The 19,613-nt window shown below is 67.4% G+C and carries 19 protein-coding genes; 18 read left to right on the plus strand and 1 reads right to left on the minus strand.

Annotated elements, in window-relative coordinates:
* Positions 1–127 precede the first annotated feature (127 nt).
* The 9 genes from BZG35_RS08375 (at position 128) to BZG35_RS08415 (ending at position 12,381) form a co-directional block, all read left to right on the plus strand.
* Positions 128–2,725 (plus strand): TonB-dependent receptor, encoded by a 2,598-nt coding sequence (locus BZG35_RS08375; RefSeq protein WP_077355229.1) that lies wholly within the window; start codon positions 128–130, stop codon positions 2,723–2,725.
* 106 nt (positions 2,726–2,831) lie between these two features.
* Entirely contained in the window at positions 2,832–3,035 is a 204-nt protein-coding gene (locus BZG35_RS18430; RefSeq protein WP_150125979.1) for a sigma factor, read from the plus strand.
* 147 nt (positions 3,036–3,182) lie between these two features.
* A complete protein-coding gene (locus BZG35_RS08385) occupies positions 3,183–3,665 on the plus strand; it encodes an RNA polymerase sigma factor (protein ID WP_171981913.1) in 483 nt (160 codons plus the stop codon).
* A 36-nt stretch (positions 3,666–3,701) separates the two neighbouring features.
* The gene (locus BZG35_RS08390) at positions 3,702–4,664 is read left to right on the plus strand and encodes a FecR family protein (protein ID WP_077355232.1); all 963 of its coding nucleotides are present in this window, start codon (positions 3,702–3,704) and stop codon (positions 4,662–4,664) included.
* A 100-nt stretch (positions 4,665–4,764) separates the two neighbouring features.
* The gene (locus tag BZG35_RS08395; RefSeq protein WP_171981914.1) at positions 4,765–7,560 is read left to right on the plus strand and encodes a TonB-dependent receptor; all 2,796 of its coding nucleotides are present in this window, start codon (positions 4,765–4,767) and stop codon (positions 7,558–7,560) included.
* 630 nt (positions 7,561–8,190) lie between these two features.
* Positions 8,191–10,248 carry a ParB/RepB/Spo0J family partition protein gene (locus BZG35_RS08400; RefSeq protein ID WP_077355234.1) on the plus strand — a complete coding sequence of 686 codons (2,058 nt, stop codon included), beginning with the start codon at positions 8,191–8,193 and terminating at the stop codon, positions 10,246–10,248.
* Between the two features lie 707 nt (positions 10,249–10,955).
* Positions 10,956–11,279 (plus strand): DUF736 domain-containing protein, encoded by a 324-nt coding sequence (locus BZG35_RS08405; protein WP_077355235.1) that lies wholly within the window; start codon positions 10,956–10,958, stop codon positions 11,277–11,279.
* 77 nt (positions 11,280–11,356) lie between these two features.
* On the plus strand, positions 11,357–11,788 hold the full coding sequence (locus tag BZG35_RS08410; protein ID WP_077355236.1) for a co-chaperone YbbN: 432 nt from the start codon (positions 11,357–11,359) through the stop codon (positions 11,786–11,788).
* Positions 11,785–12,381, plus strand: coding sequence for a tetratricopeptide repeat protein (locus tag BZG35_RS08415; protein ID WP_077355237.1), 597 nt, complete (start codon positions 11,785–11,787; stop codon positions 12,379–12,381). Before BZG35_RS08410 ends, BZG35_RS08415 begins: the two co-directional genes overlap by 4 nt.
* Here BZG35_RS08415 and BZG35_RS08420 read toward each other — a convergent pair.
* Positions 12,378–12,869, minus strand: a complete 492-nt coding sequence (locus BZG35_RS08420) for an NUDIX domain-containing protein (protein ID WP_150125980.1) — start codon at positions 12,867–12,869, stop codon at positions 12,378–12,380. The two genes, BZG35_RS08415 and BZG35_RS08420, sit on opposite strands and share 4 nt — an antisense overlap.
* A 247-nt stretch (positions 12,870–13,116) precedes the next feature.
* Between BZG35_RS08420 and BZG35_RS08425 the strand changes: the two genes are divergently transcribed.
* The 9 genes from BZG35_RS08425 to BZG35_RS08465 all read left to right on the plus strand — a co-directional run bounded on the left by BZG35_RS08425 (position 13,117) and on the right by BZG35_RS08465 (position 19,612).
* The gene (locus BZG35_RS08425) at positions 13,117–14,028 is read left to right on the plus strand and encodes an ArdC family protein (RefSeq protein ID WP_077355239.1); all 912 of its coding nucleotides are present in this window, start codon (positions 13,117–13,119) and stop codon (positions 14,026–14,028) included.
* Between the two features lie 80 nt (positions 14,029–14,108).
* Entirely contained in the window at positions 14,109–14,318 is a 210-nt protein-coding gene (locus BZG35_RS08430; protein ID WP_077355240.1) for a helix-turn-helix domain-containing protein, read from the plus strand.
* 24 nt (positions 14,319–14,342) lie between these two features.
* Positions 14,343–14,609 (plus strand): DUF2285 domain-containing protein, encoded by a 267-nt coding sequence (locus tag BZG35_RS08435; RefSeq protein WP_077355241.1) that lies wholly within the window; start codon positions 14,343–14,345, stop codon positions 14,607–14,609.
* A 213-nt stretch (positions 14,610–14,822) separates the two neighbouring features.
* Positions 14,823–15,662, plus strand: coding sequence for a DNA -binding domain-containing protein (locus tag BZG35_RS08440; protein ID WP_077355242.1), 840 nt, complete (start codon positions 14,823–14,825; stop codon positions 15,660–15,662).
* A 125-nt stretch (positions 15,663–15,787) separates the two neighbouring features.
* A complete protein-coding gene (locus BZG35_RS08445) occupies positions 15,788–16,054 on the plus strand; it encodes an AlpA family transcriptional regulator (protein ID WP_077355243.1) in 267 nt (88 codons plus the stop codon).
* Between the two features lie 11 nt (positions 16,055–16,065).
* The gene (locus BZG35_RS08450; protein ID WP_077355244.1) at positions 16,066–16,551 is read left to right on the plus strand and encodes a DUF2840 domain-containing protein; all 486 of its coding nucleotides are present in this window, start codon (positions 16,066–16,068) and stop codon (positions 16,549–16,551) included.
* Complete coding sequence (locus tag BZG35_RS08455) at positions 16,548–17,054, plus strand: S26 family signal peptidase (RefSeq protein ID WP_077355245.1); 507 nt, start codon at positions 16,548–16,550, stop codon at positions 17,052–17,054. The genes BZG35_RS08450 and BZG35_RS08455 overlap by 4 nt, the downstream gene beginning before the upstream one ends.
* 1 nt (position 17,055) lies before the next feature.
* Positions 17,056–17,664: a lytic transglycosylase domain-containing protein gene (locus BZG35_RS08460; protein WP_077355246.1), complete on the plus strand. Its 609-nt coding sequence runs from the start codon at positions 17,056–17,058 to the stop codon at positions 17,662–17,664.
* 226 nt (positions 17,665–17,890) lie between these two features.
* Entirely contained in the window at positions 17,891–19,612 is a 1,722-nt protein-coding gene (locus BZG35_RS08465) for a DUF3363 domain-containing protein (protein WP_077355247.1), read from the plus strand.
* The last annotated feature ends 1 nt before the right edge of the window (position 19,613 follow it).

Raw genomic sequence — 19,613 nt, forward strand, 5'->3', positions numbered from 1 at the left:
GCGCGTGTTCCAAGCGGTAGCGCGACACCACGTGTCGCCAAAGTTTCACGCTTTGTCCTCTAATGCTGACGCCGCGACGGACCGTCTTCCCTAACATCGCGCACACGGCGCTATCGGGGGATAGATCATGACCACTTTCAAAAAGCGGCTCTGCCTGGCCGGCGTCGCTCTCGCGGCCCTCTCCATAGGCTTGGAGGCCCAGGCTCGCAGCGTGACCGTGATTCAGGATCAGGCGCGGCGCGACTTCAATGTCCCGGCCGGGCCGTTGTCCCAGACGGCCCTGACCCTGTCCGACCAGGCCGGCGTGCAACTGGTGTTCGACGCCGGAGCATCGTCGGGGGTGCGCGGTGGGGCCGTTCGCGGATCGCTCACCGTGGACCAAGCCATGGACCAGCTCTTGGCGGGGACGGGCCTGTCGTGGCGCTATCTGCGGGAAGGGGTCGTGACGATCGAGGCGGCGGTACAGGCGGGATCGGTGAACGGCGAGCGGGTGTTGGGGCCGGTCCGCGTTGAGGGGCTGACGGGAACGTCTAGGCAAGGACGCACCTCCGGACCGGTGGCCTTCGCGGAGACTGATTCAGGCATCACAGAAGACCGCGACACCTACGCCGCGCCCAGGGCCTCGATCGGGGTAAAGTCCGAGCGCGATCGCACGGACATCCCGCAGACGGTCAGCGTCATTACCCGGGCCGAGCTGGATGATCGCCGCGTCGACAGCTTGGACGAAGCGCTGCAACAAGCGCCTGGGCTGACTACGCGAGACCTGGGGCGAAACACCTTGGCCTTCACATCGCGCGCTTTTGTCGTCGATGCGGTGTCCATCGATGGCGGCGCGGCCCTACCGCGAACGCAGGGTGGGTCGGTGTTCTCTCCCGATTTGTCGGCGTTCGACAGAGTCGAGCTTATCCGGGGTCCCGATGGGCTTTTCCGCGGCTTCGGGTCTCCGGGCGGTACGATAAACCTGGTGCGGAAGCTGGCCACGAGAGACCCTCGATCAACAGCCGTTTTTTCGGCTGAGCGTTACGGGGGCTATCGTGCTGAAATCGATATCTCGCGACCCCTGAGAACGGAAAGCTTCCTGGGCTTGCGAACCGTCGCCTTTGTAGATCGCGAGGGCTTCTTCAACTCGCCGGGGAGCTACGACACATCCGGCGTCTTCGCGACTGCGACGTACGAACCGCTTCCGTCGGTTAGGTTTACGGGCGGCGCTAGCTTCTCGGCGTCAACAACCGAACAACCGCCCTTGCTCGTCTCCCGTTTTGAAGACGGTACCGAGCTCCCCTTTCCTCGCGATGAAAACTTCGCCTCGGACTGGTCAAGCGCCGAGCAAGATAGTTTGGAATTTTTCGCCAATGCGAGCTTCCGCCACAGCCGTGCCTTCAATGTTGAAGCGCGGCTCAGTCGTCGGGAAGTTGATAAAGGTCTTTCAAAAAACTCCTTGTTATTCGGTCCCGTTAACCCAATTACCGGCGAATATCAGTTCTATGGATCAACCTTCTCTCCTCCAGAACAACAAACGCAGAATCTTATCGATCTATTTGTAAGCGGATTGTTGGGTTCTACATGGCAGATTGAGTATACAGTCGGAGGGAACTATTCGAGGTCGTACTACGATCGATCTCCGATTTATTATGACTCCGACGCAATATATTTCCCCGGCGGTCCGCTGCCAGCAGATCTCAACTTCCGCAGATTTGACCCCAATGATATCCCCGAGCCGCAGGAGCAGGGCCCCTTATTCATCGATGTTCCGCTCGATGAGGTTCGACAGACCGGTCTATACGGCTATGCTCGGGTGGCGTCCCCTTTCGGTCTTAAGGTTTCTCTCGGCGGCCGTGTAAGCGATTATCGGACCGTAAGGCGAGATCGTCAGTTCGGTCGTGACGGCACGCTTCTAAGCGATCGCCTCTCAAACGTCCGAAGAACAGACTCAGTTTTCACGCCCTACGCAGCGTTGCAATGGGATCTCAGCGAGACCTTGTCGTCCTATCTTTCCTACACCGATATCTTCACCGACCAATCCACCTTGTTCGATCGGTCGGGAAACCCCTTGCCACCTGTCGAGGGCGACAATTTCGAGACGGGACTGAAAGGAAACTTGACGCCAAGCCTTACTTGGAGCGCGGCTCTATACAGGATCAACTTGGAGAATCAGGCTAGCTTCTTGCCTCCGCCTCGGAACTGTCGGCCGACTGGAACAAGTTCCTGTGCAGAAGCCGAGCGGTCCAGCCTTAGCCAGGGTATCGATATCGAGTTGTCGGGAGCCTTGACCGAAGCTTGGGAAATCTCGCTGTCTTACGTTTACAATGAGAACCGGCGCGACGGTGGTTTTACCGAGGCGGAGCAGGTTAGGTTTGAGACCCTCGAGCCGAGGCACAATTTCAAGTTTGCCACACAGTACCGGACAACCTTGCGAGGGCGACCGCTTAGTCTAGGGCTCAACGGCCGCTTCAGATCTGAGCAGTATGTTGAAGGCTCTGCGGGAGCGGACTATGATCCTGTCACCGGGTTCGCGACCCGCTTCATCCCCTTCCGGTTCGTCGAGGACGCGCACGCGATCGTTGATGGTGTTGCTCAGTGGGAATTCGCTCCTGGCGCGACCGTGCAGCTGAACGTGGACAACCTTCTGGATGAAACCTACTTTCAGACCGTGGGCGACACGAGCACGGGGAACGCCTATGGCAAGCCGCGATCCTGGAGCCTCACTCTCCGCAAGCGCTGGTAGCTTCCCTGCCGCATCCGCCCGACACACCCGTTCTCTAGGCTAACGCAGACACCAGCCGAGAGAGCGGGGCGTGACGGCCAGGGTAGAGGCGGGAGCGGGCGGGGCGATGACGGCCGCCCTTCTGCGCCATCGCGGCAAGATTCTGCGCTTTCTCACCCGCCGCACCCGCTGTTCGACCACGGCCGAGGACCTCGTCCAGGACGTCTACCTCCGGCTCCGCCGCCGTTCATTCCGGAGCCCAATCGCCTCATCGGCGCGGGCCTCCCTCAAATCGAAAACTTTGATGGTAGCCTCGATAGCCATGTTTTGACGCGACGTGTCCGCTGGGCCTTCGCACATGGCTCCCAGCCCAACTTCGGCATCCCCTTGTCACACTCGTTCTGCATAAGGGCGGTGTGGTAGGGGAGCGGCGAGGGTGACCATCGCGGAACCGACTGGCGTGGCAAGGCAGAACGCCTTGACCGTCGCCTATCTCGCCCATCGCGGCGAACTGGTCCGCTTTCTCACGGGCCGTCTTCGCTGCGCCGCCACGGCTGAGGATCTGGTCCAAGACGTCTATTGCCGCCTGGCCTCAGCGGCGGGTGAGGTCGATCACGTCCGCGCGCTGTTGTTCACCACCGCCGGGCGGCTGGCGCTCAACCATCTGCGCGACGAACGCCGCCGCCAAGCCTTGCGCGACGACGCCTGGGCCCCGCTGCAGGATCAGGCCGATCTTCGCTCGCCCGAACGCGCCGCCCTGGCTAACGACCAGCTCCGCCGTCTGGCCATCGAACTGGCCGCTTGGCCGGCGCGCACCCGCGAGATCTTTATCCTCAACCGCTTCGACGGCCTCACCCAGGCGGTCATCGCCCAGCAGCTTCGGATCTCCCAGACGGCGGTGGAGAACCACATGGCCAAGGCCATACGCCGTCTCGCCGCCGCGCTTGAAGCGAGCGCTTGAGGTTGGGCAACGCCCGGTATCACGTGTCCTAGACATATGTCATCGATCCCTCACAAATCTGGCCGGTCCGCGCGCGCCGTCGAGCGCGAGGCCTCGCGCTGGGCGGCGCGCCTGTCCCTGGGCGTCCTCTCGCCCGAGGACGAGGCCGCCTTTGCCGCCTGGCGCGCCGCCGACCCGGCCCATGCCGGGGCGCTGGACCGGATGACGGCGGCGGTCGAAAGCCTCGGATCGGCCGAGCCACTGGCGCGCGCGGTCGACGCCCGCGCCCGCGAGGCGCAGGCCGCGCGCCGTCGGGTCCTCGGGGGCGCCGGCTCGGTCGCCGCGGCCCTGGTCCTGGTCGGCGGGATCACCCTCTGGGCGGACCCTGCGACCCTCGGCGCCGACCGCCGCACCGGCGTGGGCCAGGTCGAGGCCGTCGTCCTCGCCGACGGCTCGCGCCTGTGGCTGGACGCCAAGAGCGCCGTCGACATCGACGTCACCGCCACGGATCGCACCGTCACCCTCCGCCGCGGCCGCGTCTTCGTCGAGGCCGCCCACGCACCGCCGGGCGCTCCGGCCTTCACGGTCGAGGCCGGCGGAGGCCGGGCCATCGACGTCGGGACCGCCTTCGTCGTCGAACGCCTCGGCGACCAGGTCGAGGTCACCGTCACCGAGGGCCGGGTGGATGTCGTCAGCGGCGGCAGGGTCGTCGCCTTGGCCGAGGGCCAAGCGGCCACCTATGAGGCCGGAATCGTCCCGGCCCGACACGCGCCCGACGTCCTGCCCGCCGCCTGGCGCCAAGGCCGGCTGGTCATCAGCCGGCGGCCCCTGTCCGCCGTGGTCGCCCAGCTCAACCGCTATAGCAGAAAGCCCATCGTCCTCACCGACCGCGCCGCCGGCCGCCGCATTGTGTCGGGGGTGGTTCGCGTCGATCGGGTCGAGGACGATCTCGACAGCCTGGCCCGGACCCAGGGGCTCAGCACCACCGACATAGGTGTGGCCGTGTGGTTACACCGATAACGGATAGGCTTTGGGTGCATTTCAACGGTTGGGACCGTCCGCCGCCCGCGTGTCTCCCCTTCAAACGCCGCCCATGACGGGCGACGCCTGGGGGATGATCATGACCGTTCGAACCACGCGCCAAGCCACGCTCGCCCGCCGCCTCGCCCGCGCTCTCGGCGGCGTCTCCCTCCTCGCCTTGGCGACGGCTGTGCCGGTGGCCGCCTTGGCCCAGGACGCCACGGTGGCCTTCGATGTGCCCGCAGGGCCTCTGGCCCCGGCCCTGGCGCGCTATGCCGATGCGGCGGGCGTCCAGCTCCTCTATCCCTCGGACCTCGCCGATGGCCGCCGCACGGCCGGCCTCCGCGGCCGCTTCGCGCCCGAGGCGGGCTTGGCCCAGCTGCTGGCGGGCACCGGGCTGACCTACCGGTTCGTCGATCCACGCACGGCACAGATCGAGGTCGTGGTGACGGGTAGTGTGGACGGGGAGCGGGTGCTGGGTCCGGTGCGGATTGAAGGCGCGCAGGGAACGGCGCTCGCCGGCGCTACGGCGGTAAACGGAATCAATGGCTCAAGGGATGTAACGGCGACGGAGGGAACGGGCAGCTACACTTCCGGTGCACTAACAATAGCTTCGAAGACGCCCACCAGCCTGAAAGACATCCCCCAGAGTGTCAGCGTTATCACGTCCCAGAGGCTGGAGGAGCAGAACGTTAGAGACTTTACAGAGGCTCTAGGCCAGGCCCCGGGAATTACGCTCACTCAAGGGTTAACAAGTCTTCAAACCGAGTTCTACTCACGAGGATTTAGACTGAATACATTTCAGATTGATGGTGGAGCGCCCCTTTCTCTAGACTTCAATTATTTCCCACAGATCGACTTGGCACAGTATGACCACGTAGAAGTACTTAGAGGTGCGGCTACTTATTTCAATGGTTACGGCGACCCATCAGGCACGGTGAACCTTGTTCGAAAGAAGCCACTTGACCATGCTCAGGTCCTAGTCGAGGCGCAAGCTGGGTCCTGGGACACCTACCGGGTGACCGTCGATGCTACCTCGCCGCTAGCGATGAATGGCAGGCTGCGGGGAAGAGCGGTTTTGTCTTATCAGGACAACGAGCATTTCTATGAGTTAGCCAAGGATAACAAGACGCTCGTCTATGGTGTGTTGGAGTACGATCTTACGTCTTCCACACTGATCCGGGGGGGCGTTAGCTACACGAGGCAAGACAGTCTACCATGGTATGGTGGTCTACCTCGATTCCAAAGTGGCGCTGACCTTAGATTGCCCCGCGAGTCATGTCTGTGCTTTAGCTGGAACCGATGGGACTTCGATACCACAGAAATTTTTGGAGCGGTCGAACAGAAACTGGGGGATCAATGGAGTGCCAATATAAGCATAACCTCAATTCAACAGAACAGCATGCAGAAAGTTGGCTATAGTTCAGGAAGTGTTAATCCTATTACAAGACTGGGCCCAACTATTAATGGCACCTATCAGGATTTTTCCAGCGAACAGCTCTCGGCACAAATGACACTGTCGGGACGGTTCAATCTTCTTGGACACGAGCAGGAGATAACGTTTGGTATAAATCACGCTGATTGGGACGGTGGAGGCCAGCTCGCTTACGGAAGCCTGTTCTTTGGAACCGCGGCATCGCCCTATCGGCCCTTCCCAGGCGGACCCGCGTACTATTTTGGGTCACCTAATGGATCTGCACCTCCTATCAACGTGTTTGATTTCAATGCCGACGATCCACGTTACTCTGAGCCTGCAAACACTCTTCCATCTTTCCGCATCCCAGTAAGCGGCCGTACTCAAAGCGGAGCGTATGTGGCTTTTCGGTTTACGCCGCTGGAGCGATTGCACGTGTCGACCGGCTTGCAGTACAGTCGATTTGAGCAGGAGTCTGTCCGGGAGACTCTCTGCGTTAATCCGTTGCCAGCCAGTTGCGGAGGAGCCCGGATAGGCGAGCCTATTGCGGTCCAGCGAGATGCGTCAAAGGATGACGACGTGTCATTGCCATCGTCTCTGTCAGTATCCTATGATCTTCGCCCAGACTTTTCTGTCTATGTTGGGTACAGCAACGTTGACGAAAGCCAAGCGAACAGATTTGATGGTAACAGTGAGCCGATTGATCCGATAACGGGCTCAAATCTCGAAACCGGCTTAAAGTGGCAAGGCCGAAATGGCCGGCTGAATGCATCCGTCGCCGCTTATAGAATCGAGAAAGAAGGATTCTCTGTTTTTGATGATGCAAGCGGCGTCGTGGATCCAGATGGATCATTCTATGCTGTCGATAATCAAGGTCGTAGATATCGAGATGCGATCGTATCGCCTGGAGTGACCTGCTGTTACATTGGTGGCCTCGATTTGACACTGATCAGCCAAGGGCTTGGCGCGGAGGTTGGCGGTCAAGTTGCCGAGGGCTGGGAGATCGCAGCGGGATATACCTTCAATGAGAATGAATATAATGGCGAAGATACGCTAAGATATTTCAGTCGTTCTCAAGGCGATCCCATCGCGTCGTTTCAGCCTAAACACCTCTTGAAAGTTTGGACGAGCTACCAGTTTCCTAGCAGTTCTCCACTGAACGCATTATCCCTTATGGCCGGGGTATATGCCCAATCTGACGCATACAGGGCTGGTACGGCGTGCGCACAACTGCTTGCGCCTGACCCACTGGGAATTAGTCGGTGTGCTCCTGGCCAGACAATTCCTTTCAGCTACACGCAACCGGCTTATTCCGTTTGGTCGCTGGGTGCTGAGTATAAACTGGGCCCGGCTTGGGAGTTTGCAGTCAATGTGGATAATCTATTTGACGAGCATTACTATCGGACGACCGGCGGGGTAGCGGGCGGCAACTGGTACGGTGAACCGAGAAACATCACTGTATCGCTTCGCGGTAGATTTTAGAAAGACGGTTCTCCCGCGCGGCAATAAGGCCGCGCAGGAGGATGGCCAAAGAACCGGGCGGCCAGACATCGTCAACGGCGCGCTCGGTCTGTCTTTACAAAATTGCGATCAGTTCAACCTTAGCCTCTGCTAGAGGTTCGGCAGCGCCGTGACCGGGTCAATCGACGGTGCCACTTACCCGTCATGCGGCCGATAAGGGCAGTACCGACGCTGGGAAATCAAGCTAGAGAGCTGCGAGTGAGTCGTGAAACGAAGCGGTGCGGAACGGCTGGGCTGCTTTGTGCTGACGCAGAGATGCGATTAGACCGAAGTCGGTTGGTTCTAAGGACATGCTAATTGACAACGGCACTGGGACTAGCGAACGGTTCAAGCGTTGGAAGTTCCGTTCGCCGCTAAGGGCTCCGCCCTCGCGCAGGCCAGGGTGAAGCGGCTCCGCCGCCGGACCGGCCGGTCTCCCCGACCTTCCGTGCCGGCGAGGCGTTGAATGACAGACAGGATCGTCGGGCGTGTGCAGGCCGGGTGATCCCCCTCCGGCCGGTCCGCCCTGGCCTTTGCTACCCCGGTCTCGCCGACGGGCAGGGTTTCAGGCGCGCTTTGCGCCTGCAAACCCAAGCCCAAGGAGAGACGAGGATGACCCTTACTGTTATCGAGACGAACGACACTGGGACGACGGAGACCGGCCCCGACTACGCCCATGGCGCTGTCCTCTATGTGCCGCTCGACAAGCTGAAACCCTCTGACAGGAACGCGCGGAAGGCGGGCCACGCTGCCGACTTCATCGAGACCTTGGCCGCCTCCATCGCGGTCAAGGGCGTCCTGCAGCCGCCGGTGATCGAGCCGGAGCTGCGGGATGATGGAACCCCGTCCGGATATTTCCGCGTCACCATCGGCGAGGGGCGGCGGCAAGCCCTGCGGCTGCTGGCCAAGAGGAAGCGCATCAAGAAGACCCATGCCGTGCGCTGCGTCCTCGATCTGGCCAATGATCCGCACGAGATCAGCCTCGACGAAAACATTACTCGCGCCGAGATGCATCCTGCCGACCAGTTCGCCGCCTTCCAGCGGCTGGCCACCGAGAAGGCCTATGGGGCTGAAGAGATCGCCGCCCGCTTCGGCGTCACCCCGACCGTGGTGCGCCAGCGGCTCCGCCTCGCCGCCGTCAGCCCCACGCTGGTCCAGCTCTACCGCGAAGGCGGGATGACCTTGGAACAGTTGACCGCCTTCACCGTCACCGACGACCACGCCCGTCAGGAGCGGGTCTGGGCCGACCTGGGCTACAACAGGTCGCGAGACGTCATCCGCCGCCAGCTGGTGCAGGGCACGGTCGACCTGACCGACCGGCGGGTCCGCTTCGTCGGTCTGGACGCCTATGAGGCGGCGGGCGGCGTCGTGGTCCGCGATCTGTTCGCCCAAGGCCCGGACTCCGGCTTCGTCGCCGATGCCGATCTTCTGGACCGTCTCGTCCGCGACCGTCTTCAGGCGGTGGCGCGCGAGATCGAGGGTCAAGGCTGGCGCTGGGTCACGGTCACGCCCGAGTTCGACTACCGCGCGGTCGCCGACTGCCGCCGCGTCTGGCCCGAACCGGTGCCGCCGACCGAGGACGAGGCCACGACCATCGCCGGGCTGGAAGCCGAACTGGAGGGCCTGTGCCTTCTGGCCGAAGGCGGTGAAGAGAGCGTCGAGGCCCGCATCGCCGAGATCGACGCGGCGCTTCGCGCGTTGCAAACCCGTGAGGCCTTCACCCCGGAGGATGTGGCGCTGTCCGGCGTCTTCGTTTCGCTCGGTTATGACGGCGACCCGCGCATCGAGCGCGGTTTCGTCCGGCCCGAGGACGAGCCCGAGGACGACTCTGTGGAGGAGACGACGGATGAAAAAGGAGACGGGGAGGGGACCAGTCCTTCGACGGATGACGACCCGACCATCCCGGACGCAGTTTTGCCCGACGAGGCCGACGAGGCCGGTCCCCCGGTGTCCGCCGCGCTCTTGGCGGAACTCTCCGCCTACCGCACCCTGTCACTCCGCGATGCGGTCGCCAGCCAGCCGACCGTGGCCCTGACGGCGGTGGTCCACGCCCTCGCCCTGCGGACCTTCTATCCGCACGTCGATATCGCCCTGGACATCGAGGTTCGGCGCGCGCCCCTGCATGCCGCCCTGCCGGGCGGCGGCGACGAAACCCCCGCCGCGCGTCGCATCGCCAATCGCCATGATCTTTGGTCCCAACGCCTGCCGAATCGACCAGATGATCTGTGGGCCTATGTCTCGGCCATGGATGGGACAGGCCTGCTCGACCTGTTGGCCCATTGCGTCGGCCTGCGGGTCAATGCGCTGGTCCTGCCCCACGAGCGTTTGCGCGGTCGCGCGGTCCACGCCGATCAGCTGGCCGTCGCCACGGCGCTGGACATGGCCCCCGACTGGTCGCCGACGGTCGCGACCTATTTCGGTCGCGTCCGCAAGGGGGCCATGCTGGAGGCGGTGCGCGAGGCCGTGTCCGACGACGCGGCGGAGCGGCTGTCGGGCTTGAAGAAGCCCGAGCTCGCCGAAGCGGCGGCGGAGGCCGTCGCCGGAACCGGCTGGCTGCCCGCCGCCCTCCGGCCCCCGCTGCCGCCCGCGCCCGCTCCCGCGACCGAGGCCCATCAAGGCCCGGCGCTGGACCCGGACGACATCCACAGTCCGGAAGCCTGGGCCGCTTGAGCCCTTGGGCGGACGGCATCGCTGTCCGCCCATCCTTCGGCCCACCCCGCCGCGCGCCTTTCGGGCGCGCGGCGGTTCTTTGATTGGGCAGCACCCCACCGGGACGCGGACCACTGTCGCGGGTCAGGACGCTCAATGGTGACGCGACCAGATCGGGGCATGGCACTTAGGTCGCCGAAGCCAGCTGGGATGGGGCGGCGAACCCGGCCTCAAGCAGCGCGAAGCGCGATAGACCAAGCGCAAGGCGCTCTCATCTTCAAACGGGCGCGGCGACGCCGTAGCGGCCGATGAAAAGGGCAGGGCGGCCCGCTTGATCGCCCTCGTCCATACCCCCGCAGAACGACTCGACCTTTGTGCACGCGGGAGCCGCCGATCCTTCGACCGAACGCCGTCACGGCTTGTGGGGGATGCTGAAGAGCGGTCAGGGTCTCGGCCCGCCCCCGGGGTCGCCGCAACCAACACGGCCTCGAGGGGCGTGATCTATCCGCAGGACGGCTATCGCCTCGACCGCCTGGTCCGCAACGGCGGGGGTCGGCTTTCTTCCCCTGGACCGCAGCTGGTCCATTCCTCGCGAGACAAGAAAGCCGCCCCCCGCCGTCCTCCGCTGCGCTGCGGGTCTTCGACTGCGGCGGCGGTCGCCTCCGGCTCACGATCGCCATCGAGGCCGCGATGGTCGCGGCTCGAAACCAAGGAACGGAGCGAACACCATGTCCACCATCGGCACCTTCACCCAAACCAAGGACGGCGGCTTCACCGGTCGAGTCCGCGTTCTCGGCCTCAAGGAAACGGTTGTCTTCAAGCCGGAAACCGCCGGCGACAACGACAAGGCCCCCGACTACCGCGTCTTCATCGACGATACCGTCGACGTCGGGGCGGCCTGGAAGAAGACGGCCAAGTCCGGCAACGACTATATGTCGGTCAAGCTCGAAAGCCCGCTCTTCGCCACCGCCCTCTACGCCTCCCTGGTCCTGGGCGACGACAAGAGCTTCAACCTCATCTGGTCGCGCGGCAACGGCAAGCCCGCCAGCTGACGAACAGACTGCGCCCCGCCAACGGGCGGGGCGCCGCTCCCTTGCGGTTCACGCGAGCGCCGTGCGTTAAGCGGACCATGGAGCCGAACCCGCCCGCGCCGATCGAACCCACCCCCACCCATGCGGCGTCGCAAGCCCGCCTCCAGCGCCAGCGCGACGCCTTTGACGCCCTGACGCCGTCGCTCGTCGCCGTCGGCGATGACGACTTCGACGACCAGGTCGCGGGCGATCCCGGCGTGGTCGTGGTGCAATTCTTCGCCGCCTGGTGCGGCCCCTGCCACAAGGCGGCCGCCGCCCTGGAGCCGGTCGCCGCCGCCGGCCGGCGCGTCCTGAAACTGGACTGCGAGCAGGCGACCGCGACGGCGGCGCGGTTCTGCATCGGCAGCTATCCCAAGATCCTGCTGTTCCAGCGTGGCCGGCTCAAGGCCATCTATGACGGTCCGCGCCAATCCAGCGCGATCGAATCGTGGATCGCTCAGCGCGCCAGGGGTCTGCGGTCCCCGACATGAGCGCCCAGTCGCCCCTCTCCGCCGCCGAAGCCGCCCTCGCCGAGGGCGAGGCGCATCGGCGCGCCGGCCACCTGGCTGAGGCCGCCGCCGCCTTCGACGCCGCCGTCGCGGGGTTGAACGCGCGCACGGTTCCCGGCCGTCGCGCCCATGCGCTCAGTCGGCGCGCCCGCGTCGCCCGCGACGAAGGCGACCTCTCCGCCGCCCTGGCCTTCCATTCCGAGGCGGTAGCCCTGGCCCGGTCGGACGGGCCGACCGGACAGCGCGCCCATCTGCTGCGCCACCAGGGCGACATCCTCAGCGAGGCCGGCCGTCACGCCGAGGCAGCTCCCGTTTATGCCGAGGCCATGGCCCTCTACCGCGCCGACTCCGCGACCGATCCCCTCGACCTGGCCAACGCCGTCCGCAGCCAGGCGGTCCATGCCGAAGCCATGGGCATCCGTAGCGAAGCCCGGGCCCTCTGGACCGAGGCCGCGGAACGCTATGCCGCCTTGACCGTCGTCATCGAAACTCTGTCTGGCCAGCCCGGCAACCCGGGCGTGGTCGAGGCGAGGGCGCGTCTTGCCGCCCTCGCGGACCCTCCGGCGACCGCCTAGACCGATTCGTCCGGCGGGACCGCCACGGCCTTGGCCGACAGCCAGTCAGCGTCACACAGCGTCCGTGCGTCCCGGGGCCAGGCCTGGAGCAGCAGCCCGAGGCGTTCGGGAAACACCGCCTCGTGGGGGCGGCTGAGCATGGCGGCGGTCCACCATAGGAACGGACGACCCAGGGCGTCTTCGGCCGGGCCGGGGCCATTGTGGCGCACCACCAGATAGTGTTCGTCGGCGACCACCAGCTCGGCTTCGGGCCGCAGATAGAACAGCTGTCGCCGCCACACCGGCGGGCCGACGTCCGCGGCTGGCACACCGAGCCCAGTGAGCAGCCGGGCCCCAGCCTGGGCCGTGGTCTCCCCGCGCTCGATCATGGTCCCCGGCGCGAACCAGGCCGTCCGCCCTTCGGCGTGGGGCCGGGCCAGACCACAGACCAGCAGCACCCGTCCGTCATCAGCGACCAGCAACACTCGCAGCGTGGGCCGAACGATCAAGGCTATCCAGTCCGGTTGAGGATCGCTGATTGAACGCTTCGGCTTGCCGAGGGCCGCAGTCTGTCTGCCGCCCTGGCCCCTGCGGTCCGTCGTCGGCGGCGATCGGCGCGCCGGTCGACGACGGCGCAACCCCGGTCCGGGGTCCTCCACGGTGTTCCGGCGCTGCGCGTGCCCCGCCGTCGACCGCCGCGCTGTGGGATCGCCGTCGACGGACCGCGATGGGCGCGGCCGCGACGGGAGACAGCCCGTGAAGAAACCCGTTTCGTCCCGACCCGACCTCTACCGTCGGGTCACCGATCAAATCCTTGACCAGCTGGCTCAAGGCGTGCGCCCCTGGACCCAGCCCTGGGCCACCGGCTCCCGCTTCGGACCGGTCAGCCGCCCGCTCCGTCATTCCCTGGAACCCTATTCCGGCATCAATGTCGTCCTCTTGTGGAGCCAGGCCGCCGCGCGCGGCTTCACCGCCCCAGTCTGGATGACCTTTCGCCAGGCCCTGGCGCTCAAGGCCTGTGTCCGCAAGGGCGAGACCGGCACCACCGTGGTCTATGCCGACCGCATCGTGCGGCCCGATACGGATGATCAGGGCCGGGACTTCGACCGGTCTATCCCCTTCCTCAAGGCCTATACGGTGTTCAATCTGGACCAAATCGACGGCCTGCCCGAGACCTATCGCGATCAGGGCGTGACGACCGAACCGCTGGGCGAGGCCCGACGACTGGCCCGCGCCGACGTCTTCTGTGCCGCCACCCGCGCCGACATCGTCCACGGCGGGGCCATGGCCTTCTACGACCTCGCGGCGGACCGGATAACCCTGCCGCCATTCGCCACCTTCCACGATGCCCACGGCTACTACGCTACTCTGCTGCATGAACTGACCCACTGGACCCGCCACGCCGGCCGGCTGGACCGCGACCTGGGCCGCCGGCGCTTCGGCGACGCCGGCTACGCCCGCGAGGAACTGGTGGCCGAACTCGGGGCCGCCTTCCTCTGCGCCGACCTCGGCGTGGCGCTGACGCCCCGCGAGGATCACGCCGCCTACATCGCAGGCTGGATGAAGGCGCTGGGTGAGGATCCACGGCTGATCTTCACCGCTGCGGCCCACGCCCAGCGGGCTTGCGACTATCTCCAGGGCCTGCAGCCGCTCGCGCCCACCGATTGATCGGCGGGTCCGCCCCGACTTGGTCGTTATGCCCACTATAGTTGGTGGTTGGAATCTCGCGAGCCCGGCCCCGTCTCGTCATGAGACTCAGGGGCATTGTCGCGCGAAACCTTCGTCGGCTACGCAGCACACACGGTGTGTCGCAGGAAGAATTGGGAGCGCGCGCGGATGTCAGCGGCAACTATGTCGGCATGCTCGAACGGGAAGAACGCAGCCCGACCGTGGACATGCTCGAACGGCTGGCGGCGGCGCTCGATGTGGCCCCCGAGCGGTTCTTTGATCGTGACTGACGCCCGACTGCTGGGGCGCGACTGATGCGCGAACCCATCGCGGCCGCCGCCCCGACCGAGCCCGAGCCCACGGCTTATGACCGCGCCCAGGCCGTCGCCTATCTGCGTCTGCTGGACGGCACGGCGGCGGGGGCCGACTGGGTCCAGCTCGCCGAGGGCATTCTGGACCTGGACGTCCGCGCCGACCGCATGGCCGCCCGCGCCTGTTTCGACAGTCACCTGGCCCGCGCCCGCTGGCTATCGGAACGTGGCTACGCCTTCTGGGCCGTGCCGCCGACGGACAAGGCCTGAAGACGCGATCAAGCAGAGACCGATCGGGTCGCGAGCCTTAGCGCCCAATAGTCGCGCTCGGGCAATCTAGGGCACAGATCGTGCGAACGCGCGGTCGGCCAAGCAAGCATCCCCCGATGCGGAATCCGCACCGGCCGTTGCACTGTGAGCGTCTTCCTCCGTCGTCGGACGGTCTCTACATCGCGCGTAAGGGGGTCTCAGAAGGGCCTGACGATGACCGAAGGAGATTGGCGCCGCGCCGAGGCCTATGCCTATATCGACGCCCTGGCGAGCGCCGACCTGGCCTGGGAGTTCTTGCGGCGCAACCCCGACTACCGCGCCTTTCACGCGGGTTTGACGGGCGGGCCCGACCCCGTGGATCTCACCGTGGGTCCGGCGGCATCGCACGGCTGGGGTCTGGTCTTTGCCGCCGATCCCGGGCAATCGGCGCTCGAACAAACCGTTATCTGGCGTCCGGAGTGGGACCCGCGCGTCGTCATTCTCGGCCCAGTCGCGGCCGGTGATTCCGCCGTCCTGCCGCCGTCATCGCGCTGGCCGGTCGTCACCGACTTGCTCCTGTCGTCGCTCGGCTGGCATGGCGATGTGATCCTCCAGGGCGTTCGCCATCGGCTGTTCGCCCCCGCCACGCCGGGCCGGGCTGCGCCGCTCTGGACCGAGCCCAGCGTGCCCCGGCTGCCGCCCGATGCGCTGGCGCGCGGTCGCGCCGCCGCCACCCTGGCGCTAATAGAGGCGCTCGGGCCGGACCCGGGCGGACCACCCGGCCGATCGCCGCCCGACCGGCCGGTCCGAGGTGGAGGACCCGGGACCGATGGGCGCCGCGTCCGCGCGCCGCGCCGCCATCGTCTGGCGCTCAGCGTCCGGGCCCTGGACGCGCGCGCCGACGGGGCCAGCTACCGGGACCTGGCCCGGGGTCTCTTCGGGGCGGACCGCATCGCCGAGGCCGCCTGGAAAACCGAGAGCCTGCGCGACCAGACCATCCGCCTGGTCCGCACCGGCCGCGCTCTGTCGCGCGGCGGCTTCCAGACCCTGCTGGGCGCGCCCGCCGACATCTAATCTCTGAAGCGCCCGGGGGTGCGCAAACGGCCGCCGCCGTTTCCGCCATCCCTCGCGCCGTTCCGGCGCGCCCAAGGTCTCTGCATCGCGCCGCCCTTCCGCCGGCGCGCTTGGAGACTGACCCCATGGCCCAGGCCGATCCCACACTGCCGCCGCGCTTCCTCCGCACCCCCGAAGCCGCCCGCTTCCTCGGCCTGTCGGGCCGTACACTCGAGAAACACCGGACCTTCGGCACCGGGCCGACCTACCGCAAGATCGGCGGCCGGGTCGTCTATGCCCAGGCCGATCTCCAGGCCTGGGCCGATCGCGGCCTGCGCGGCTCGACCAGCGACCGGGGTGTCGGCGTGGTCCATCCGGCGCGCGCGATCTCTGCCGACGACCGGCGCGCCTAGGCCCGGCCGCCGTGCCCGTCCCGACCGCCATCACCTGGGTCGAACTGGTCTGGGTCCAGGACCGGATCGAGCGCTGGATCCGTTTCGGCCAGGCCGTCGACTCCCGCATCCTCGACCGCCGTACCCGACTGATCGGCTTTGCCCCCGGCGCGGTCTTCGCCGTGGTCCGCTGGGCCGCCCCGGACGTCTCGCCGGCCCCGTCGCGCATCGATATCCTACAAGCCCTGCCGCGCGGCGCGGCCCGGACCGTGGTTCCCGGCGTGGTGCCGGGCGGTGCTCTGCTGCTCAGCCAGACCGGCTGGCCGCGCGTTCAGGCGGTCCTGGCTGCTATCGACGGGGTCGAGGCGGCCGGGGTCGATCCCGCCGATGCCGCGCCCGATTGGTGGCGGCACGTCCACAACCGGCTGTCGGTCGGCGAGCGACCCCGGGCCTATACGCTGGACCGCCACCGCGCCTGGCGGCTGCGCCGGTCCCTCGACGACGGCATCCTGCCATGAGCCGCCGCCCGCCCATAATCGTCCTAGCCCTCGTCGCCCTCTTGGCCGTCCTCGCGCCTTTGGCGGCGCCGGAGCGTCCGCCCCTGTGGGTCTGGAATCCCAGCGCCAGCGCCCCCATCGGCCTGTGGCGGATCGCGCCCGGCGCCCCCGTCGACGTCGGCGACTGGGTCCTGGTCGATCCGCCCGCCGACCTTGCCGCCTGGCTCGACGCCGCCGACTACCTGCCGGCGGGTCTGCCTCTGGTGAAACGGCTGGCGGCGCGCGGCCCGTCGGTGGTCTGCCGCCACGGGACCACGGTGCGCCTGGACGGACGGGTCGTGGCGCGCGCCCGATCGCGCGACCACCTTGGCCGTCCTCTGCCGGTCTGGTCAGGCTGTCGCCGCCTCGAGCCGGACGAAATCGTCCTGTTCACCGCCCATCCGGCCTCGCTCGATAGCCGCTATTTCGGAGTGATCCCGGCCGACCGCATCATCGGCCGCGCCACCCCGGTCTGGACCCGCTGAGATGCGGCCGGTGGTCCTCGCCTTGACCGTCTGTCTGCTTTCGGGCGGCGCTGCGACGGCGCAAACGCCGCGCGTTTGCCGCGCGGCGACGGTGGCCGAGATCGGCGCGGCGACCGATCGGGCCGCGCGCCGGTCCGGCCTGCCGGTCGCCTGGATCGCGGCCGTCATGGCGGTTGAAAGCGGGGGACGGCCCTGCGCCGTCTCTCGCGCCGGGGCCATGGGCCTGATGCAGCTGATGCCCGCCACCTATGCCCACCTTCGCCCGGCGCTCGGCCTCGGTCCGGACCCGTTCCAGCCGCGCGACAATCTGTGGGCGGGCGCCGCCTATCTGCGCCGGATGATCGACCGCTACGGGTTCGACGGCGGCCTGGCGGCCTATAACGCGGGCCCCGGTCGATACGACCAGTTCCTGCGCGGCCGTCCCCTCCCGCCGGAGACAACGGCCTATGTCGCCGCGGTCAGGCGGCGGCTGGGCCTGTCGCGAACGGACCTCGCGCCGCCGACGCTCTCACCCCCAAATCCGCCGCCCACCCCTGCGCTCGATCCCCTCACGGCGGCACGGCGCTCACCCCTGTTTCCGCCTCGGTCGACGCCGGACTCGATCCCATGAACCGGGCAGAGCAGATGATCAGAAGGGAAAGATGGAGAGGGCAAGATAAAAGCCGCACCCTGAGGGTCGGCGGGGGTCGGGGGGTGGCGCGCCATGGCGCGGTCTCTCGCATCGGCGCGACGCGCTTTGGCGTAACCGCGCACCCTGCGCCGGCGGCTCCCACCCTGCGGACCGCCGCCCCGGCCCGTCGCGGCGGGCTCGGGCGCACCCTGCGCGGGGTCCGGCCGTGAGCCGGGACGAGAATCTCCGCCTGCGCCCCGGTCCGCCCAAAAAGGGCGACACGCGCGTTCAAGGCTTCCTGGGCCAGGCCCTGGCGGCGGCCCACAAGGCCGGCGGTCCGGCCCGGTCCGCGAACGGGCGCGGATGGTTCGGCCGGGGACGGGTCGCCGCCCTGCGCACCGGCGTGCCGTCGGGACGTCGCGTGGTGGTCAAGGCCCGGGTCGTGCGGATGGCCCGGGTGGGCGGAGGCCTCGGCCCCCATCTGGCCTATCTCAAGCGCGACGGCGTGGATCGCTCGGGGGCGCCCGGCCGGCTGTTCGATGCCTTGGACGACGCGGAGGGCGGGGGCGTGGACGGCGTGGCCTTCGCCGACCGCTGCGCGGACGATCGCCATCATTTCCGCTTCATCGTCGCGCCCGAAGACGCCGCCGAGCTGGCCGACCTTCGGGTCTTCACCCGCGAGCTGATGGCCCAGGCTGAGGTCGATCTGGGCACCCGGCTGGACTGGGTCGCGGTCGATCACTGGAACACCGCCCATCCCCATGTCCATATCCTGGTCCGGGGCCGGGCCGACGACGGGGCCGACCTGGTCATCGCCCGCGACTATATCCGCGAGGGTCTGCGTGACCGGGGCGAGCGCCTGGTGAATCTGGAGCTCGGTCCCCGGTCCGAGCGCGAGATCGCCAGCGCCCTGGATCGCGACGTCCAGGCTCCCGGCTGGACCCGGCTCGACCAGGCCCTGGTCCGCGATCAGATCCGGGGCGACGGGGTCATCGACCTCCGGCCCGATCCCGACCGCCCGGGGACAGACCTCGCGACCCGGGCCAAGCGGGCCCGGCTCGACCGCCTGGCCGCCCTTGGCCTGGCCGACCAGACCCGCGCCGGCCGCTGGACCGTCGCCCCCGCGGCCGAGCCGACCTTGCGCGCCTTGGCCCGCGAGGCCGTCGTCGCTGAGCGACTCCACAAGGCCCTGCCCGCGCCCGGCGACCGGATCCTGGCGCCGGGGTCGGGGGAACGCGACACCCCCGTCATGGGCCGGCTGTTGGCCCGCGGCCTGGACGACGAGCTCAAGGGCACGGCCTATGCCGTGGTCGATGGGGTCGACGGCCGGCTGCACCATATCGCCTTACCGGACCTGACCGCCGCTTCCGACGCGCCCGTCGGAGCCGTGGTCGAGCGCCGGTTGCTGCCGGGGGTCGAGGGGCGTCCGCCGCGTCCGATCCTGGCGGTGCGCTCGGACCTGGACCTGGCCGCCCAGGTTGGGGCAGAGGGCGCCACCTGGCTCGACCGCCGACTGGTCGCTCGCGACACCGGAGGCCTGGCCGCGACCGGCTTCGGCCGCGAGGTCGCCGAGGCCGTGGACCGGCGCCGCGACCATCTTCGGGCCCAGGGTCTGATCACCGGGCAGGGGGCCGCGACCCGGGTCGCCCCCGACCTGATCGCCACCCTGCGCGCCCGCGAGCTGGCGTCTACGGCGACGCGGCTCGCCGCCGAGACCGGCCTGCCCCATCGCCCGGCGGCCGAGGGAGAGACCGTGTCCGGGGTGGTGCGCCGCCGGCTCGACCTGGCCTCCGGCCGGTTCGCCATGATCGACGACGGACTGGGCTTCCAGCTCGTGCCCTGGGCCTCGACCTTGGAGCGCGACCTGGGCCGGTCCGTGCGCGGCGTGGTCGGTCCCGGCGGCGGAGTCGACTGGAGAGCCGGTCGCGGACGCGGGCCGGGCCGATGAT

This window comes from Brevundimonas sp. LM2, assembly GCF_002002865.1.
GTDB lineage: Bacteria > Pseudomonadota > Alphaproteobacteria > Caulobacterales > Caulobacteraceae > Brevundimonas.

Bases quoted from the DNA above. Each gene is read 5' to 3' on its own strand.
- BZG35_RS08400 (WP_077355234.1), top strand. From the start codon at position 8,191: ATGACCCTTACTGTTATCGAGACGAACGACACTGGGACGACGGAGACC.
- BZG35_RS08440 (WP_077355242.1), top strand. From the start codon at position 14,823: ATGACCGAAGGAGATTGGCGCCGCGCCGAGGCCTATGCCTATATCGAC.
- BZG35_RS08430 (WP_077355240.1), top strand. From the start codon at position 14,109: ATGAGACTCAGGGGCATTGTCGCGCGAAACCTTCGTCGGCTACGCAGC.
- BZG35_RS08460 (WP_077355246.1), top strand. From the start codon at position 17,056: ATGCGGCCGGTGGTCCTCGCCTTGACCGTCTGTCTGCTTTCGGGCGGC.
- BZG35_RS08405 (WP_077355235.1), top strand. From the start codon at position 10,956: ATGTCCACCATCGGCACCTTCACCCAAACCAAGGACGGCGGCTTCACC.
- BZG35_RS08410 (WP_077355236.1), top strand. From the start codon at position 11,357: ATGGAGCCGAACCCGCCCGCGCCGATCGAACCCACCCCCACCCATGCG.
- BZG35_RS08395 (WP_171981914.1), top strand. From the start codon at position 4,765: ATGACCGTTCGAACCACGCGCCAAGCCACGCTCGCCCGCCGCCTCGCC.
- BZG35_RS08455 (WP_077355245.1), top strand. From the start codon at position 16,548: ATGAGCCGCCGCCCGCCCATAATCGTCCTAGCCCTCGTCGCCCTCTTG.
- BZG35_RS08445 (WP_077355243.1), top strand. From the start codon at position 15,788: ATGGCCCAGGCCGATCCCACACTGCCGCCGCGCTTCCTCCGCACCCCC.
- BZG35_RS08415 (WP_077355237.1), top strand. From the start codon at position 11,785: ATGAGCGCCCAGTCGCCCCTCTCCGCCGCCGAAGCCGCCCTCGCCGAG.
- BZG35_RS08375 (WP_077355229.1), top strand. From the start codon at position 128: ATGACCACTTTCAAAAAGCGGCTCTGCCTGGCCGGCGTCGCTCTCGCG.
- BZG35_RS18430 (WP_150125979.1), top strand. From the start codon at position 2,832: ATGACGGCCGCCCTTCTGCGCCATCGCGGCAAGATTCTGCGCTTTCTC.
- BZG35_RS08390 (WP_077355232.1), top strand. From the start codon at position 3,702: ATGTCATCGATCCCTCACAAATCTGGCCGGTCCGCGCGCGCCGTCGAG.
- BZG35_RS08435 (WP_077355241.1), top strand. From the start codon at position 14,343: ATGCGCGAACCCATCGCGGCCGCCGCCCCGACCGAGCCCGAGCCCACG.